Below are 16,226 nucleotides of genomic sequence, written 5' to 3'. Positions count from 1 at the left end.
GCATCCGCAGCTTAAGCTCGGAGGTCTCGAAAGGCGTCGTCGAGCCGATCGAGCGCCTCGGTGAGAATCGGACGTGGCGTGGCGAAGTTGAAGCGCAGCCAGGTTTCGCCGCCGGGCCCAAACTGCTCGCCGGGGCTGGCAAAGATCCGTGCGCGATCCTTGACGCGTGCGGCAACGTCCGCAGCCGCTAGTCCCGTTCCGGAGAAATCGACCCAGGCGAGATATGTGGCATCAAGCTGCATCGAGCGTGCGCCGGGCGCGGCTTTCTCTATTCGTGCAGTGAGCGTATCGCGGTTGCCGGCGAGATAGGGCAGCAGCGCATCGAGCCAGGCCTCGCCGGTTCGCCAGGCCGCCTCGGTCGCGATCATGCCAAAGGCGTTGTAGGAGGCGAGCCCGCTTGCCGCGATTCGCGCGTCGATCCGCGCCTTCAAAACCGGGTTCGAGGTGACGCAGGCGCCGACATGGGCGCCGGCGAGATTGAAGGTCTTGGTCGCGGCGAGGGTGGTGATCAGGCGATCGGCGATCTCGGGGGCGGCCGACAGCGTCGGCGTGTGTTTGACGCCGCCCAGCAGCAGGTCGCAATGGATCTCGTCGGAAACCAGAATCAGATTGCGTTCGGCACAGAAGGCGGCGAGCTCACGGATCTCCTCGATCGACCACACGGTGCCGCCCGGATTGTGCGGGCTGCAGAAGAACACGATTTTGGTTCGCGGCGTGAGTTGTTTTCCCAGCGCATCAAGATCCATCTCGTAGCGGCCCTGACGCAGGACCAGCTGCGCGTCGAGGATGCGTCGCTCATTGGCGAGAATGATCTTGCGGAAGGCGTGATAGGCCGGTGGAAACAGCACGACCTCATCGCCCACCTCGGTGACGGCCTGCAGGATCAGACCGAGGCCCGAGACGACACCGGGCGTCGGGCTGACCCAGGCCGGGTCGATCGCGAGATCATGCCGGCGCGCCATCCATTCGGCGAGCGCTGCCGCCCAGCTGCCGGTGTCGGCATAGTAACCGTGGACGCCGCGGGTAACGAGTGTGGACAATGCTTCCGTGACGCCGGGGGGCGCCGCAAAATCCATGTCGGCGACCCACATCGGAATTCCGTCCGCTGCCGTGATCCCCGAATTCTTGGCCATCATGTCCCATTTCGACGCGTGCGTGCCGCGGCGATTAATAACGCGATCGAAATCAAACATCGGGACAGTGGCTCCTGGGTTGGTAGCTCTTGCGGCGCCTGATGCGCCTGGTTGGATGGTGAGATGTCCTAAGCCAGCAGCACGGCATCCGCGCCGTTGACGGCGTCGGCGCTGTCGATGACGGTCTTCTCCAGCGAGGTGGCCTGCACCGAAATGTTTTCGGCAAAGAACCTCGCCAGCGTGACGTATCGATGCGGATCGCCGGCCTCGCCATTGCTCTTGGCGGCGAGCGCCTCGCCGGCCAGCATGCAGCCGCCGAGCGTCGAGCCGAACAGCCGCAAGTAGGGTGTCGCACCCGCGAGCGCGTCGTTCGGCGCGGAGGCGACCTTCTCCAGCAACCATTTGCTGGAGCGCTCGAGCGAGCCGAGCGCGTCGCGCAGTTTTGCCCCCGTGGTGCCGAAGGCCGGATCGTTGGAAGCTTCCACCTGCTTGACGATGCCGGAGAGCTCGTCGATCAGGGCCCAGACCGACGCACCGCCATTGGCAGCGAGTTTTCGCGTGACGAGGTCGATCGACTGGATGCCGTTGGTGCCTTCATAAATCGAGGTGATGCGGGCGTCGCGATAATGCTGGGCGGCGCCGGTTTCCTCGATGAAGCCCATGCCGCCGTGAACCTGCACGCCGAGATAGGCCACCTCATTGCCGATATCGGTGGAGAAGGCTTTTGCAATCGGCGTCAGCAGCGCGCCGCGGGCAGCGGCGTCGGCGCGCACCTTGGCATCCTTGGCGCGCACCGAGACATCGAGCGCCACCGCGGTGGCGTAGCAAATCGTACGCGCGGCTGCCGTCATGGCGCGCATCTGCAGCAACATGCGCTTGACGTCCGGATGCACGATAATCGCGTCCATCCCGTCGCCCTTGGAGCCGACGGCGCGGCCCTGGCGGCGCTCCTGCGCATAGGCCAGCGCCTGCTGATAGGCGCGGTCGGCGATGCCGACGCCCTCGAGGCCGACGCCGAGGCGGGCCTGGTTCATCATCGTGAACATGCAGAGCATGCCGCGATTTTCTTCGCCGATCAAATAACCGATCGCGCCGCCCTTATCGCCCATCGTCATGGTGCAGGTTGGCGAAGCATGCATGCCGAGCTTGTGCTCGACGCCGCTCGGATAGATGTCGTTCTGCGCGCCGAGCGAGCCGTCGGCATTGACGAGGAACTTTGGAATAAGAAAGAGCGAGATACCTTTGGTGCCCGCGGGCGCATCGGGCAAACGTGCCAGCACGAAATGCACGATGTTATCGGTCATGTCGTGGTCGCCATAGGTGATGAAGATCTTTGTGCCATTGATGCGATAGCTGCCGTCAGGTGCGCGTTCGGCGCGGGTGCGCAGCGCGCCGACGTCGGAGCCCGCTTGGGGTTCAGTCAGCTGCATGGTGCCGGTCCATTCACCCGACACCAGTTTTTCCAGATAGATCTTTTTCAGCTCCTCGCTGCCATGGGCGTCGAGCGCCTCGATCGCCGACAGCGTCAAGAGCGGGCAGAGGCCGAACGCGATGTTCGACGCGCTCCAGATTTCGGTGCAGGCGGCGTTGATCGCCAGCGGCAGGCCCTGGCCACCGAAATCTTCCGGGCCCGACACCGCGTTCCATCCGCCCGCGATCCAGCGCTGGTACGCATCCGGCCAGCCGGGCGCGGTCGTCACCTTGTTGTCGGCGAGCTTGATACCGTGTTCGTCGCCCACCGTGTTCAAGGGCGCCAGCACGTCGGAAGCGAATTTGCCGGCTTCCTCCAGCACGGCTGCGGTAATATCGCCGTCGAAATCGCCGTAATGACCGGCCTGCACAGCGGGCTTGAGGCCGGCGCCATGGTTGAGGGCAAGCAGGATGTCGTTGATCGGCGCGCGGTAGGTCATGTCGGTTACTCGCCTCAGTCGGGAAAGCGGGGGGTCGTCTTCCCACGAAACCGGCCTTCTCTCAACTCTCCGATGGGCGGGAGGGCCGGCATGGCGAGGCGGGCGGTTTGAGGCCATCGCGAGCCCGGGGCGTCCACATCGGACGAACCGTCAGGCCTATTATAGAGGGTCGTGTTTCCGGAGCCGATTTAGGCCCGAATCCGAAGCCTATCCATTTGTTTGAGCGTGATCTTTCCGGAAAACGGGTGCCCACGGCGCATCCCGTGCGGGGCATGCCCTTTCGGATCATGCTCTAGCCGGTTGAAATGGCTCACTTCTCCCTATAGACCCACGTTGCCGGAGGGAATCCGCAGCGGGTTTCCTGCCGTGTTCCCGGCCTGTTGGGGCGTAGCCAAGCGGTAAGGCAGCGGATTTTGATTCCGCCATTCGGAGGTTCGATCCCTCCCGCCCCAGCCAGCCAGTCGCTCAACCAGAGAGGGTGGGCCCGTATTGGTTGAAAGTACCGCATTTTATAGGTTTTTTGTGCGGTTGTCCAAAGTCTCTAGTCTCCAGAAAACGGCAACCTTGGCGAGAATTTGCCGAAAGTCTCCAGCGCAAACCGCAAAAATTCCCGTTTTCGTGGAGACGATTGGGGGAGACAGGTGAGCCTGACATAGTTCTCACAGGGCCGGACCTGGTGGCAGGTGTGCGTGAAGCGATCGAGCTGCGCTTGACGGCAGCCATAACTCCTGGGTGCCGGTGCCCGTGTTGACAACGGCAATGCCGCCGACGATGCGACAGCACAGCCCGCCTTCCAACGAGACCAGGCTGCCATCAGGAGCACGGCCGCCTCCAGGCGGTGGTGCGCGCCCAAGGCAGAACAAACCGTGCCACTACCCGTGCGCGACCATGACATGGCGCACGGCCGTGTAGTCTTCCAATGCGTAGAGCGACATGTCCTTGCCGTAACCCGATTGTTTGACCCCGCCATGCGGCATCTCGTTGGTCAGCATGAAATGCGTGTTGATCCAGGTGCAGCCGTATTGCAGCCGGGCCGCCGTCGCCATCGCGCGTCCCACGTCCTTTGTCCATACCGACGAGGCGAGCCCATAGTCGCTGTCATTGGCCCAGGCGACCGCATCATCGACATCCGTGAACCGGGTGACCGACACCACCGGCCCGAAAACTTCACGCCGCACGATCTCGTCGTTTTGCAATGCGCCCGCGACGACGGTCGGCTGGTAGTAGAAGCCGTTGCCCCCGCCGACCTTGCCGCCGGTCGTGACGGAGATATGTTTGAGTTCCGACGCACGCTCGACAAAGCTTGCGACACGATAGAGCTGACGCTGCGAGATCAAGGGGCCAATCTCGTTTTCGGTGTCGTCCGCGCGATCGTACTTGATCGTTGAAACGGCCGACGAGAGATCCGCAACCAGCTTCTCGTAAATCCCCTTGCCGGCATAGATGCGGCATGCGGCCGTGCAATCCTGGCCGGCATTGTAGTAACCGAAGGCGCGCAATCCGGTCACCACCGCTGCGAGATCGGCATCGTCGAAAACGATGACGGGCGCCTTGCCGCCAAGCTCCAGATGGGTGCGCTTCACCGACTTTGCCGCCGCCTGCAATACCTTCTTGCCGGTTGCGACGTCGCCCGTGATCGAGATCATGTTGACCTTGGGGTGGTTGATGAGCGCGTTGCCGACCGTGTCGCCGCGCCCGAGCACGACGTTGACCACGCCTTCGGGCAGGATGTCTGCCAGCACCCTGGCCAGTTTGAGCGCCGTCAGCGGCGTCTGCTCGGATGGCTTGAACACCACCGTGTTGCCCCCGGCGATGGCCGGCGCGAGCTTCCAGGCCATCATCATCAGCGGATAGTTCCACGGCGCGATGGATGCGACGATGCCGATCGGGTCGCGGCGGATCATCGAGGTGAAGCCTGCGAGATATTCCCCGGCGATTGCCCCGGGCATGGTACGGACTGCGCCGGCGAAGAACCGGTAGCAGTCGACGATCGCCGGCAGTTCGTCGTTGAGCACGGCGTTGATCGGCTTGCCGCAGTTGAGCGCCTCGAGCCTGGCAAACTCGCTGGCCTCCGCCTCGATACGGTCGGCGATGCGCAGGAGATAGGCCGAGCGCTGCGCAGGTGTCGTGCGCGACCAGGTCGCAAACGCTTTCTCGGCGGAGTCGACTGCCGCCTCGATCTGCTGCAGCGAGGCCTCGGGCATCTGCAGCACCGTCTCTCCAGTGCGCGGATTGAAGATCGGCTCTTCGGTTTCGGTTCCCTTTTCCAGCTTCGAGCCGATCAGCATCGACATATCCATGGCCCAGTCTCCTTCCTGCATTTTTTATTTGCCCGCGCCCGAGACTTGATCGCCCTCGCGCGTCAGGTAGTAGGCGGCGATGATCGGGAACAGCGTCACGAGCACCACGACCATCGCCACCACGTTCGTGACCGGCCGCTGACGCGGCCGCACCAGTTCTTCCAGCATCCAGATCGGCAGTGTCTGTTGCTGCCCGGCCGTGAAGGTGGTGACGATCACCTCGTCGAACGACAGCGCAAACGCCAGCATCCCGCCCGCGAGCAGCGCGGTGCCGATATTCGGCAGGACGACATGGCGAAAAGTCTGAAAGCCGTCGGCGCCGAGATCGTACGATGCCTCGATCAGCGAGCCGGCCGTGCGGCGGAAGCGCGCGACCGCGTTGTTGTAGACGACGACCACGCAGAACGTGGCGTGGCCGAGCACGATGGTCCACGTCGAGAACGGAATATCCATCAGCGAGAAGGCGGACCGCAACGAGATGCCGGTGATGATGCCGGGCAATGCGATTGGCAGTATGATCAGGAGCGAAATGACCTCGCGGCCGAAAAAGCGCGAACCGCTCACCGCAGCAGCGCACAATGTTCCGAGCACGAGCGCGATCAGGGTTGCGATCGCCGCGACTTTCACGGACGCCGTCAGCGCCTCCCAGACGTCGGGCCGATTCCAGGTTACCGCGAGCCACTGTGTCGTGAAGCCGGGCGGCGGCCATTGATAGGTTTTGTCTTCGGTGGTGAACGCGTACACGAAGATCAGGAGGATCGGCACGTGCAGGAACAAAAGGCCGCCGGCGGCCGCCAGCTTCAGCCCGAACGGCGCGGATGCTTCGCGATCAGATCGCATCGAACGCCCCCATGCGCTTGGCCATCCACAGATAGAGGCCCATGACCACGATCGGCACGACGGTGAATGCGGCGGCGAGCGGGATGTTTCCGGCCGTTCCCTGATGGGCGTAGACGGCCTGCCCGATGAACAAATGCGAGGTGCCTATGATTTTCGGAATGATGTAGTCGCCAAGCGTAAGCGAGAACGTAAAGATCGATCCTGCGGCGACGCCCGGCAGCGCCAGCGGGAAGATCACGTTCCAGAAACTCTGCCCTGGCGAGGCTCCCAGATCAGCCGACGCCTCGATCAGGCTCACGGGAATGCGCTCGAGTGACGCCTGGATCGGCAGGATCATGAACGGCAGCCAGACATAGACGAATACGATGAACGTGCCCGTGGACGACACCGACAACGAGTTGCCGCCGACGATCGGCAGCGCCAGCCAGGCCTCGAGCAGGCCCGTCAGGTGCAGCTTTGCAAGCGCCCAGTTGAGAATGCCTTCCTTGGAGAGGATGAGCTTCCAGGCATAGACCTTGACCAGATAGCTCGACCACAGCGGCAGCATGATTGCGAGATAGAACAATGCCTTCCACTTGCCGCGGGCATAGCGGGCCGCATAATAGGCGATCGGAAACGCGACGATGGCGGATGCGATTGTCACCAGCGTGGCCATCACGACGGTGCGAATTATGATGTCCAGGTTGGAAGGCTGCAGCAGTTCGCCGTAGGTCTTCAGCGTGAACTCACGCTTGATCATCCCCGAATATTCATCGATCGAGAAGAAGCTCTGCAGCAGCAGCGCAAACAGCGAGCCGAGGTAGACGATGCCGAGCCACAGAACCGGTGGCAGCAGCATCAGAAACAGCAAGAGCTTCGGCTTGCGCCAGAACAGATCGGACAGGGCGCCCAGCACGCCGTTGCGCGCGGTGAGGACCGCCGGCGCGCTCCGATCGCTCAGCGCAACCGTATCGCTCATGCGTCGGCCTCCATCACATGCAGCGCGTTGGCGCCAAAGGAAAGCACAACGTCCGCTCCCTGCTCCGGCACGGTCGCGCCGACCGGTACCGTCGCGTGCAGTCGCAATCCTTCGGCGTCCAGTCCGAGCCGCGTCGCCGCGCCGGTATAGCTCACCGACACCACGCGCGCCGGGATGCCCGTGCCGTTGGTCTCGGTGCTGACGCGGATCGCCTCCGGCCTCAGGCTGCCCCAGCCGTCGCGCTGGCAATGGCGTTTGACGAAATCCGGCGGCACGACATTGGAGGAGCCGACGAAATCGGCCACGAACCGCGAGGCCGGGCGGGCGTAGATGTCCTGCGGCGTGCCCACCTGCATGATGCGGCCGTCGTTGAAGACGGCGACGCGATCCGCCATCGACAGCGCTTCGCCCTGGTCATGCGTCACGAAGATGAACGTGATCCCGAGCGTTTTCTGCAGCGCCTTCAGCTCTTCCTGCATGTTCTCGCGCAGTTTCAGGTCGAGCGCGCCAAGCGGTTCGTCCAGCAGCAGCACCTTGGGCCGGTTGACGAGGGCACGCGCCAGCGCAACACGCTGGCGTTGCCCGCCGGAGAGCTGCCCGGGCTTGCGCGTGCCGTAGCCCGGCAGGCGGACCAGCGCCAGCGCGTCCTCCGCAGTCCGGATCCGCTCTGTCCGGGGGACACCTTTCACCTTCAGTCCGTAGGCCACATTGTCCAGCACGTTCATGTGCGGGAACAGGGCGTAGTCCTGGAACACGGTGTTGACGTTGCGCCGATACGGCGGAACGCCCTCGGCACGTTCGCCGAAGATCGAAATGGCGCCCGTAGTCGGCTGTTCGAAACCGGCGATGAGGCGAAGGCAGGTGGTCTTGCCCGACCCGGACGGCCCGAGCATGGCGAAGAACTCGCCGGGCTGCACCACGAGGTCGACCTGGTCGACCGCTTTAACGCTGCCGAAATGGCGCGATACGTTCTCGAATGAAACGGCGGCGATCATGCTTTGCCCGCGTTGCTCGTATGATCCGGCGCTCGGCGCACGGCGCCCGTCGTTGGCCAGTGGCGGCAACCCTCAAGGGGTCGTCGCGCCTGGCCACCTTTGCCGCGGAATTTGCTCCGCGGCGTCAGGCTTCAGCGCCCGCCGATGACGCCGATATAGTCCGACACCCAGCGATAGTAGGGCACGCACTTGTCGCCCTGCGTCGCGCATTTCGTCGTCGGCGTCGTCCAGAAGCGAACCTTCGAGAAGTTGTCGAAGCCGTTGGTCGAGCAACCCTCCTTGGTCTGCATGCCGCGTCCGTCCGTGCACGCCGCCGGGACCGCCGGATTGGCTCCGAACCAGGCCGAGAGGTCGCTCTGCAGGTTGGATGCCAGCGAATGCTCAATCCACATGTAGGAGCAGTTCGGATTCTTTGAGTCGACGTGCATCATGGTCGTGTCGGCCCACCCGGTGACACCCTCGTCCGGGACCACCGATGCGATCGGTTGGTTCTGGCTCTTGAGCAGGTTGACCTGGAATGGCCACGAGCCCGACGCGACGACGCCTTCGTTCTTGAAATCGTCGATCTGGATGAAGGCATCGTGCCAGTAGCGGCCGACCAGCTTGCGCTGGGCGCGCAACAGTTCGAGCGCGGCCTTGTACTGCGCTTCGGTCAGCTCATAGGGGCTCTTGATGCCAAGATCGGGCTTGTGCGTCATGAGATAGAGCGCCGCGTCTGCGATGTGGATGGGGCCGTCATAGGCCTGGACGCGCCCCTTGTTCGGTTTGCCGTCCGGCAGCGCCATCTCCTCGAACACCACCTTCCAGCTCTTCGGTGGGTCCTTGAAGACCTTGGTGTTGTACATCAGCACGTTCGGCCCCCACATGTAGGGAACGCCGTACTGCACGCCGTCGACCGTGTGCCAGGGCGCCTTCTTGAGGCGATCGTCGATCGTTCCCCAGCTCTTGATGAGGCTGATGTTGATCGGCTGCACCCGCTTGCCGGCAACGAGCCGCAATGAGGCATCGCCCGATGCGGTGACGAGGTCGAAGCCGCCTTCATTCATCAACGCCACCATCTCGTCGGAGGTGTTGGCGGTCTTTACATTGACCTTGCAACCGGAAGCTTGTTCGAACTTTGTGACCCAATCGAACTTCTTGTCGGTCTCACCGCGCTCGATATAGCCCGGCCAGGCGACGATGGTGAGTTGCCCTTCGGCCTTCCCGATTTCCTTGATTTGCGCCGCGGATGGATGCGCAAACGCCAGCGCCAACGTCACGCCGCTCAGCAGTGCGAGTTTCGACTTCATCAACACCTCCCAGGTCCAGACGGCTGCATGTTCGAGGCAGCACGGTCCTCGCACCGAGCGTGTCGGTAAACGCAACCTTTCGCAAATTCATTTGTCAGGGGGCCGGTTTCGCTTTTTCCGATAGCGGGCCGTCATGGCCGCTGCCTTGCGCCCCGCTGGGCCTGCGCTATGCCTATGAAATCGCGTGCGTTTTGCGTGAGACCTGACCCGCGCCGCCACGTCATGCCGATTTGAACGACCGGCAGGGAGCCGGAGACGTCGCGCGATTCGATGCGATCGCCTTCCAGCGACCAGGGCCGGTAGACGAGATCGGGCAGCAGGGCGAGGCCGGCGCCCGTGGCGACCAGGCTGCGCACCGCCTCGACGGATCGCGTGCGGAAAGCAATCTTGGGGCGGGTGCCGAAGGCGGCGAGCAGTTTGCCGGTATTCTCCTCCACCTCGTCGATGGTCAGCATGATCAGGGGCTCGGAGAGAATGTCGGCAAGCGCGATGCTGTCGGCGCTTGCAAGTGGATGTCCGAGCGGCAGCCACAAGCGATAGGGCGAGACTTCGACGATCTCGGCGTCGATGGCGAGGCGGTCGCGCAGGTTCGACACCACCATGACGGCGACATCCAGCTCGCCGCCGATCAGGAGGTGCTCGAGATAGTCGCCGTTGTCTTCGATGGCGTGGACCTCGACCGACGGAAACGCGCGGCGATAGCGCGCCAGGAGATCCGAGAGCACGTAGCCGGCGACCAGCGAGGTGACGCCGAGCTGCAGGCGGCCGCCGCGGTTCGCAGCCTGCTCGGAGAAGGTCCTGCGTGCATCGGAGATGTCGGTCAGGATGCGCGTCGCGTGGCGCAGGAACTGATGGCCGGTGTGGGTGATGGACAGGCCGCGCGGATGCCGCTCGAACAGCTTGACGTTGAGATCGGCCTCCAGCTCCTTGATCGCCTCGGTGACCGACGATTGCGAGATCGACAGCGCCTGCGCGGCATGGGAAACCGTGCCGGTCTCGGCCACCGCGACAAAGAACTGGAGCTGTCTGATCGTAAACGCCATGACGGAACTAAGCACCAATTTAGCAGCGGATGAAAGCGGGAGCCGCGGGCCAAACCATCATTGGGCCCAACGGGGCGGGCAAAACCACGTTTCTCAACATATCGACGGGTTATCTGCGGCCGCAAGCTGGCACCGTAAGCTTTCTCGGCCACGACATTACAGCGCAGCTTCCGCGCACGATCACCAAGCTCGGCATCGCCCGCGCCTTCCAGATTCCACAGCTGTTCCTCGATCAGACCGTGATGGAGAATATGCTGATCGCGGCCGCCTCCCTGCGAGGACGCCCGTCCGGATTCCAGGCTCTTTCGCGCATGCCGGAAGTGACGGAAATGGAGCGGCTGCTGGATCTCGTCGGTGTCAAGTTGTACGCCGAACGAACAGCGCGAGAGCTGCCCGAGGGACAACGCAAGCTTGTCGATATCGCGCTCGCGCTCGCGCTGAAGCCTAAGCTCCTGCTGATGGACGAGCCGACCTCGGGCGTTGCGTCGTCCGAGAAGCTGGCCATTATGGACATTCTCACTACGGCGCTCGCAAAGGAGAAAGTTACATCAGTCTTCGTCGAGCACGACATGGACATGGTAGAGCGCTACGCCAGCAGGGTCGCCGTGTGGAATGTCGGCAAGATCCAGAAGGTCGGCACGCCGGCGGAGGTTCTGGCTGACCCGAAGGTTCGTGAACAGGTGATCGGGATATGAAACCGATGCTGAGTTTCGAGAATGTCAACGTCGCGATTGCGGACGCGCCTGTGTTGCGCAATGTGAGTTTCTCGCTGCTGCCCGGCGTGAGCGCTGCGCTTATCGGGCGAAACGGCGCCGGCAAGACCACGACCGTGCGCACTATCATGGGCTTCACGAAGGCGAGCGGCACCGTTCGTCTGGGCGGCGAAGATCTTGGACCGATCGCGCCGCATCGCCGGCCATCGCTGGGTCTTGGCTACGCGCCTGAGGACCGGCGTCTGTTTTCCGCCTTCACCGTGGAAGAAAATATCCTGCTTCCCGGTCGTGTCGCCAAGCTGAATCCGGACGAGACGCGACGGCGGCTGGAGCGAGCCTATTCGGTGCTGCCGGAACTCAAAGAGCTTGCCAATCGTCCGGCGGGATCGGTCTCGGGCGGACAAGGCAAGATGGTGGCGCTTGGCCGGGCGCTTATGCTTGGTACCCGGCTGCTTATCCTGGATGAGCCATTTCAGGGTCTCGCGCCTGTCTTGGCGCAGCGATACGCGGAAGCACTCCGGCGGCTTCGTTCGCAGGACAAGGACATTACGCTGCTGATCACCGAGTCGAATCCAAAGCTGCTCGAGACATTTGCAGCGTGACGCTCACCATTGAAAGAGGTGAGATCGAGGGCCCGCCAAGCTAATTGTGGCGCGTCAATGTCTGCTATTGGGGGCACATAGGGAACCTAGCGGTTTCGTGAAACAGCGTCCGCTTCTTGGACGAAAGCAGACTGCCACGTGTGCCATCCAGTGCTCGAAAAACGGCACTAATTCGTTTTTCGCGGTAGTCTCCAGGCTCCCACTTCGGTTGCAAGAAGGCCGAAAAGTCTCCGGGCGTGGAAAAGAGGCTTTCGAGGCGAAATTCTCTAGATATTTCAAAGGCCGAAACTCAATCGGGAATGTCTGAGTTCGATCCCTCCCAAGGCAGCCAGCCACTCGCTCAACCAGAGAGAGTGTGCTCATATTGTTCAAAAGTACCGCATTTTATAGGCTTTTTGTGCGGTTGCCCCGAGTCTCTGGTCTCCGGAAAAAAGCAACCTTGGCGAGAAATTGCCGGAAGTCTCCAGCCCAAACCGCCGAAATTCCCGTTTTCGTGGAGATGATCGGCGGAGACTGGTTCGATCGCCACTGGACGGTGGGGATGGCAGTGAATGTTGGACCGGTTCAAACCGCTTGACGACGGTGGGCTATGCGATGGCGGCTCTTCTTGCAGGAGCCGACAACGGGACATCAAATTAACTAGGTCTCCATTTTGTCGAACGATCTATCGGATGGCGCGGCAAGGTATCACAGGGGATGATGCGACAGCGCATTCGCATTGAAGGCTAGTGCAACCACCCCCTTCAGATCCGTCGCTTCTCTTCCACAGGCATACGTGGCGAAGCGACGCATTCCGCGTGTCGCAGTCGCTAACCCCTCCGAGTGCGGGCTAGTGGTACGATCGGTAAGCTTCATGTGCATGCTGGACCAATCTCATGATGAGAACTGTCAAGCGGCAGAAAGCCTTCCTGCGGCGCCACCGGCAACTAGTAAGTGCTGGCAATTTTCCAAAATTATAAGTAGCGTCGCGGCAAGAAAAATCGCGATGGCCGCCCGGTCAACGCAAGTTTAAAAAAGGGGAGATTCAATGCATTGCTTGAAGGCTACGGTTGCGGCCGTTATTGCTATCGCAACGCTTACGAACGCAGCGCTTGCGCAAACCAAACCTCAGGAAATCAAGATCGGTATCACCACTTTCCTGTCGGGACCGGCTTCCGTATTCGGCGTACCGGCAAAGGCCGCGGCCGAGATGATCGCAGAAGACCTCAATAAGAAGGGAGGCATCGGCGGCGTACCGGTAAGACTGTCTTTCATCGATGAAGGCGCTGGCGGCGAGGCGTTGGTCTCGAACTACCGGCGCATGGTTCAGGATGAAAAGGTCGACGCGACTTTCGCCTCCATCTCCTCGGGGAGCTGCAATCAACTTGTCCCGGTCGCCGAAGACCTCAAGGTCATGAACTTCATGTGGGATTGCGGCGCAGCTTCAATTCTGGAGACGAAGAAGTATCGCTACAATTTCCGCACCCAGGCTAACGGCACGCCGGAGATGCTGGCGGTGCTCGTCTATCTCCTTAAGACAAAGCCCGACTTCAAGACCATCGCGGTCGTCAATCAGGACTACGCGTGGGGCCGCGAAAGCTGGGAGATCTTCTCCACCGCACTGAAGGCGATGAAGCCCGACGTTCAGGTGGTGGCGGAACTTTTTCCGAAGTTCGGCGCGCCTGACTATTCCACCGAAGTTTCGCGCCTGCTGGCATTGCGGCCGGATGTCGTTTTGACCACCTCCTGGGGCGGCGATCTCGACACGCTGGTCCGGCAGGCCGGTCAACGCGGCCTGCTGCAACAATCGACCTTCGTGTTGGGCATCGGCGAATCTTCGATCCAGCGATTGGGCAAGGATCTCCCGGAAGGCCTGATCGTTGGGGCGCGGGGTGACCACTGGTTCCTGCATCCCGAAAAGAAGAACGATCCGGCTTTCAAGGCCTTTGCCGAGGCATTCAAAGCAAAGACCGGCGCCTGGCCGATCTACCCGGTGTACCACATGGCGCAGGCCTTCACGGCGCTGCAGACCGCCTATGACAAGGCGATCAAGGCCAATGGCGGCAACTGGCCGACGCGGGAGCAGGTCGTAGACGCAACCTCCGGCACCGAGTTCGCGACCGGTTTCGGTCGGCCGATCACGCTGAGGCCAGAGGACAACCAGGGTCTGGAAGCGCAGCTCGTCGGCGTCACCAAGTCTTTCCCGGGCTATGACTTCAAACTGCTCGACAACATGATGATCTTTGATCCGAAGGTGATCACCAATCCGGCTGGCGTGCGCTCGGTCGAGTGGCTGAAGACGCTCAAGCCGGAATTCGTGAAGATGGACGTTCCGACTTTCAAGCAGTAGTCCCGATCACGTTCTCCGGTTTCGCCCGGAGGACGGCTTTCTTGAAGGTCTCCATGAATTCGACTCTCGCCATACTGGCCGTCCTTGACGGGATCAGTTACGCCGCCTTGGTGTTCCTGGTTTCCGTCGGGCTCAGCCTGATTTTCGGTGTGCTGCGCGTGGTGAATGTCGCGCACGGCTCGCTCTACGCCTTTGGCGCCTATCTCGCCGCGACGTTCAGCCTCGTGATTGCGCAGGTGTCGCCGTGGCTTACCTATCCCGCACTGCTGGTTGCCTCCATCGTAATCGGCGTCGTGTGCGGTGGTTTGATCGAGCGTTTCCTGTTGCGGCCGCTCTACGGACGGGACGACGTGCTGCAGCTCCTGATCACCTTCGCGGCCTTCATGATCATGGACAATCTGCAGCGTCTGATCTGGGGCGTGCAGCCAATCTTCGCTGCTGAGCCCTTGAAGCTGTTGCCGAACATCAGTGTATTCGGCGTGAACTATACGTCCTACCAGGTCATCCTGCTTCCGGGCGTGGCAGTCGCGACGCTGTTCGGACTGCGTTACTTCCTGCGGAAAACCCTTGCGGGAGCCGTGATTCTGGCAGTCACCGAGGATCGGGAGGCGTCAACCGCCATCGGCATCGACGCCCAACGCGTCTACTCTATTACGTTCATCATCGGGGCGAGCCTGGCGGCGCTCGGCGGCGCGCTTGCTTCGCCGACCACATCGCTGGTGCCCGGCATGGGCGCCGACATGATCGTGCTCTCTTTCGCGGTGGCAGCCACTGCGGGTCTGGGGCAGATCGAGGGCACCGCCCTTACGGCGCTCATGATCGGTTTGACGCGCGCCTTCGTCATCTATCTGCAGCCGGAGTTCGAAGTTCTCGTACCCTATCTGCTGATGGTGCTGGTGCTTCTGGTGCGTCCGTTCGGACTGTTCGGTGCGGTGCAGGTGAGAAAAATCTGATGGCGGGCCGTATCAAGCCGATCACGGCAGTCGCGATCATCTTCTTTCTGGCCAGCGCGGTACTGCCGCTCTTCGTCGCGAGCTGGGCGACGTTATTCGCGCTCATTCTCGCCAAGGGCATCGTGGTGCTCGGCATCGTCCTGTTGCTGCAGGCGGGACAAGTATCGTTCGGACACGCGATGTTCTTCGCCACCGGCGCCTACACCGCGGCATTCTGGGGCAAGTACATCGGCGGCGGCGATATCCTGATCTTTCTCGCGCTAGGAGGCATAACCTCTACCGTTTTTGGCCTGATCGTCGGCCTGTTCGTGGTTCGCTACCGGGAAATTTTCTTCGGAATGCTGAACCTGGCATTCTCCATGGTGTTGTGGTCGCTGCTCGAGAAAATGTTCCACTACACTAACGGCGCCGACGGCATCCGGGTCGCCCGTCCTGGCTTGTTTGGATTTTCGTTCACGCCGGAGACGTTCCAATACGTTATTCTCTACGTGAGCCTTTTGGTCGCGATTGCTGCGTTCTACGGCGTGCAACGCTATCTCGATAGCCCGCTCGGTCACATGTTGCGGGCAATGAAATCTAACGAAACTAGGCTCGAATATCTTGGTATGTCGGCGCGGCGCGTACTGCTCATCGGCTACGTGATCTCCGCATTTCTAGGCGGCATTGGCGGTACGCTGGTATCGATCATCCAGCAGATCGCTACGCCCGAGTTCGGCTTCTGGACCAAGTCGGGCGAGTTCGTGTTCATCGCGATCCTCGGCGGCGGCGCCCATGCATTCGGCGCGTTTGCGGGTGCTGCGATGTTCGAATGCGTGCGGTTCTACGCCGCGGCGCACCTGGCGGACTCCTGGCAGCTCATTCTCGGCGTCGTGCTAATCGTCATCATCCTTTACGCGCCGAACGGCCTGATCGGCCTCCGGCAGCGCTACGGTCAATCCAGGCGGGGAGGGCATTGATGGCCAACGTCCTGCTTTCCGCAAAGAACATCAAGATCCGGTTCGGCGGAGTCATTGCCGCCGATGGAATCGATCTCGACGTCCTCGAAGGCGAAAACCTCGCCATCATTGGGCCCAACGGGGCGGGCAAAACCACGTTTCTCAACATATCGACGGGTTATCTGCGGCCGCAAGCTGGCACCGTAAGCTTTCTCGGCCACGACAT

14 protein-coding genes, 1 tRNA gene and 1 pseudogene are annotated in these 16,226 nt (G+C 61.9%); 7 read left to right on the top strand and 9 right to left on the bottom strand.

Annotated elements, in window-relative coordinates; genetic code table 11:
• Window positions 1-11 precede the first annotated feature (11 nt).
• Window positions 12-1,193, bottom strand: coding sequence for a MalY/PatB family protein (locus tag JQ611_RS39580; RefSeq protein WP_212468619.1), 1,182 nt, complete (start codon window positions 1,191-1,193; stop codon window positions 12-14).
• Between the two features lie 68 nt (window positions 1,194-1,261).
• The gene (locus tag JQ611_RS39575; RefSeq protein WP_212468618.1) at window positions 1,262-3,043 is read right to left on the bottom strand and encodes an acyl-CoA dehydrogenase; all 1,782 of its coding nucleotides are present in this window, start codon (window positions 3,041-3,043) and stop codon (window positions 1,262-1,264) included.
• A gap of 381 nt (window positions 3,044-3,424) precedes the next feature.
• Here JQ611_RS39575 and JQ611_RS39570 point away from each other — a divergent pair.
• Window positions 3,425-3,499 (top strand) — tRNA-Gln (locus JQ611_RS39570).
• Between the two features lie 187 nt (window positions 3,500-3,686).
• On the opposite strand, the pseudogene JQ611_RS43225 reads toward JQ611_RS39570, so the two are convergent.
• From JQ611_RS43225 to JQ611_RS39540, 7 genes and pseudogenes are all read right to left on the bottom strand, one after another.
• Window positions 3,687-3,810: pseudogene (locus tag JQ611_RS43225) on the bottom strand (aminotransferase class III-fold pyridoxal phosphate-dependent enzyme); the annotation flags it as partial.
• Window positions 3,811-3,915: 105 nt separating this feature from the next.
• Window positions 3,916-5,343: a gamma-aminobutyraldehyde dehydrogenase gene (locus JQ611_RS39565; protein ID WP_212035894.1), complete on the bottom strand. Its 1,428-nt coding sequence runs from the start codon at window positions 5,341-5,343 to the stop codon at window positions 3,916-3,918.
• Between the two features lie 24 nt (window positions 5,344-5,367).
• A complete protein-coding gene (locus JQ611_RS39560) occupies window positions 5,368-6,183 on the bottom strand; it encodes an ABC transporter permease (protein WP_212468617.1) in 816 nt (271 codons plus the stop codon).
• On the bottom strand, window positions 6,173-7,141 hold the full coding sequence (locus JQ611_RS39555) for an ABC transporter permease (RefSeq protein ID WP_212035896.1): 969 nt from the start codon (window positions 7,139-7,141) through the stop codon (window positions 6,173-6,175). The genes JQ611_RS39560 and JQ611_RS39555 overlap by 11 nt, the downstream gene beginning before the upstream one ends.
• On the bottom strand, window positions 7,138-8,136 hold the full coding sequence (locus tag JQ611_RS39550; protein ID WP_212468616.1) for an ABC transporter ATP-binding protein: 999 nt from the start codon (window positions 8,134-8,136) through the stop codon (window positions 7,138-7,140). Before JQ611_RS39550 ends, JQ611_RS39555 begins: the two co-directional genes overlap by 4 nt.
• Before the next feature lie 131 nt (window positions 8,137-8,267).
• Window positions 8,268-9,425: an ABC transporter substrate-binding protein gene (locus tag JQ611_RS39545; RefSeq protein ID WP_212035898.1), complete on the bottom strand. Its 1,158-nt coding sequence runs from the start codon at window positions 9,423-9,425 to the stop codon at window positions 8,268-8,270.
• 131 nt (window positions 9,426-9,556) lie between these two features.
• Complete coding sequence (locus JQ611_RS39540) at window positions 9,557-10,468, bottom strand: LysR family transcriptional regulator (protein ID WP_212035899.1); 912 nt, start codon at window positions 10,466-10,468, stop codon at window positions 9,557-9,559.
• A 29-nt stretch (window positions 10,469-10,497) separates the two neighbouring features.
• On the opposite strand from JQ611_RS39540, the gene JQ611_RS39535 reads away from it, so the two are divergent.
• The 6 genes from JQ611_RS39535 to JQ611_RS39510 all read left to right on the top strand — a co-directional run.
• Window positions 10,498-11,163, top strand: coding sequence for an ABC transporter ATP-binding protein (locus tag JQ611_RS39535; protein ID WP_212468615.1), 666 nt, complete (start codon window positions 10,498-10,500; stop codon window positions 11,161-11,163).
• Entirely contained in the window at window positions 11,160-11,783 is a 624-nt protein-coding gene (locus tag JQ611_RS39530; protein ID WP_249133828.1) for an ABC transporter ATP-binding protein, read from the top strand. The genes JQ611_RS39535 and JQ611_RS39530 overlap by 4 nt, the downstream gene beginning before the upstream one ends.
• Window positions 11,784-12,810: 1,027 nt before the next feature.
• Entirely contained in the window at window positions 12,811-14,112 is a 1,302-nt protein-coding gene (locus JQ611_RS39525) for an ABC transporter substrate-binding protein (RefSeq protein ID WP_212468614.1), read from the top strand.
• 53 nt (window positions 14,113-14,165) lie between these two features.
• Window positions 14,166-15,065 (top strand): branched-chain amino acid ABC transporter permease, encoded by a 900-nt coding sequence (locus JQ611_RS39520; protein ID WP_212468613.1) that lies wholly within the window; start codon window positions 14,166-14,168, stop codon window positions 15,063-15,065.
• Complete coding sequence (locus tag JQ611_RS39515; protein WP_212468612.1) at window positions 15,065-16,021, top strand: branched-chain amino acid ABC transporter permease; 957 nt, start codon at window positions 15,065-15,067, stop codon at window positions 16,019-16,021. Before JQ611_RS39520 ends, JQ611_RS39515 begins: the two co-directional genes overlap by 1 nt.
• Window positions 16,021-16,226 (top strand): ATP-binding cassette domain-containing protein (locus JQ611_RS39510; protein ID WP_212468611.1); only part of this gene is annotated, 206 nt, incomplete at its 3' end. The genes JQ611_RS39515 and JQ611_RS39510, both read left to right, overlap by 1 nt.

The organism is Bradyrhizobium sp. AUGA SZCCT0182 (genome assembly GCF_018130185.1).
Lineage (GTDB): Bacteria > Pseudomonadota > Alphaproteobacteria > Rhizobiales > Xanthobacteraceae > Bradyrhizobium.
This window is presented reverse-complemented; position numbering and strand designations above follow the sequence as displayed.

Coding starts and splice junctions, on each gene's coding strand:
- JQ611_RS39555 (WP_212035896.1), bottom strand. CDS start 7,141: ATGAGCGATACGGTTGCGCTGAGCGATCGGAGCGCGCCGGCGGTCCTC.
- JQ611_RS39530 (WP_249133828.1), top strand. CDS start 11,160: ATGAAACCGATGCTGAGTTTCGAGAATGTCAACGTCGCGATTGCGGAC.
- JQ611_RS39580 (WP_212468619.1), bottom strand. CDS start 1,193: ATGTTTGATTTCGATCGCGTTATTAATCGCCGCGGCACGCACGCGTCG.
- JQ611_RS39575 (WP_212468618.1), bottom strand. CDS start 3,043: ATGACCTACCGCGCGCCGATCAACGACATCCTGCTTGCCCTCAACCAT.
- JQ611_RS39550 (WP_212468616.1), bottom strand. CDS start 8,136: ATGATCGCCGCCGTTTCATTCGAGAACGTATCGCGCCATTTCGGCAGC.
- JQ611_RS39560 (WP_212468617.1), bottom strand. CDS start 6,183: ATGCGATCTGATCGCGAAGCATCCGCGCCGTTCGGGCTGAAGCTGGCG.
- JQ611_RS39525 (WP_212468614.1), top strand. CDS start 12,811: ATGCATTGCTTGAAGGCTACGGTTGCGGCCGTTATTGCTATCGCAACG.
- JQ611_RS39535 (WP_212468615.1), top strand. CDS start 10,498: ATGAAAGCGGGAGCCGCGGGCCAAACCATCATTGGGCCCAACGGGGCG.
- JQ611_RS39565 (WP_212035894.1), bottom strand. CDS start 5,343: ATGGATATGTCGATGCTGATCGGCTCGAAGCTGGAAAAGGGAACCGAA.
- JQ611_RS39540 (WP_212035899.1), bottom strand. CDS start 10,468: ATGGCGTTTACGATCAGACAGCTCCAGTTCTTTGTCGCGGTGGCCGAG.
- JQ611_RS39545 (WP_212035898.1), bottom strand. CDS start 9,425: ATGAAGTCGAAACTCGCACTGCTGAGCGGCGTGACGTTGGCGCTGGCG.
- JQ611_RS39520 (WP_212468613.1), top strand. CDS start 14,166: ATGAATTCGACTCTCGCCATACTGGCCGTCCTTGACGGGATCAGTTAC.
- JQ611_RS39515 (WP_212468612.1), top strand. CDS start 15,065: ATGGCGGGCCGTATCAAGCCGATCACGGCAGTCGCGATCATCTTCTTT.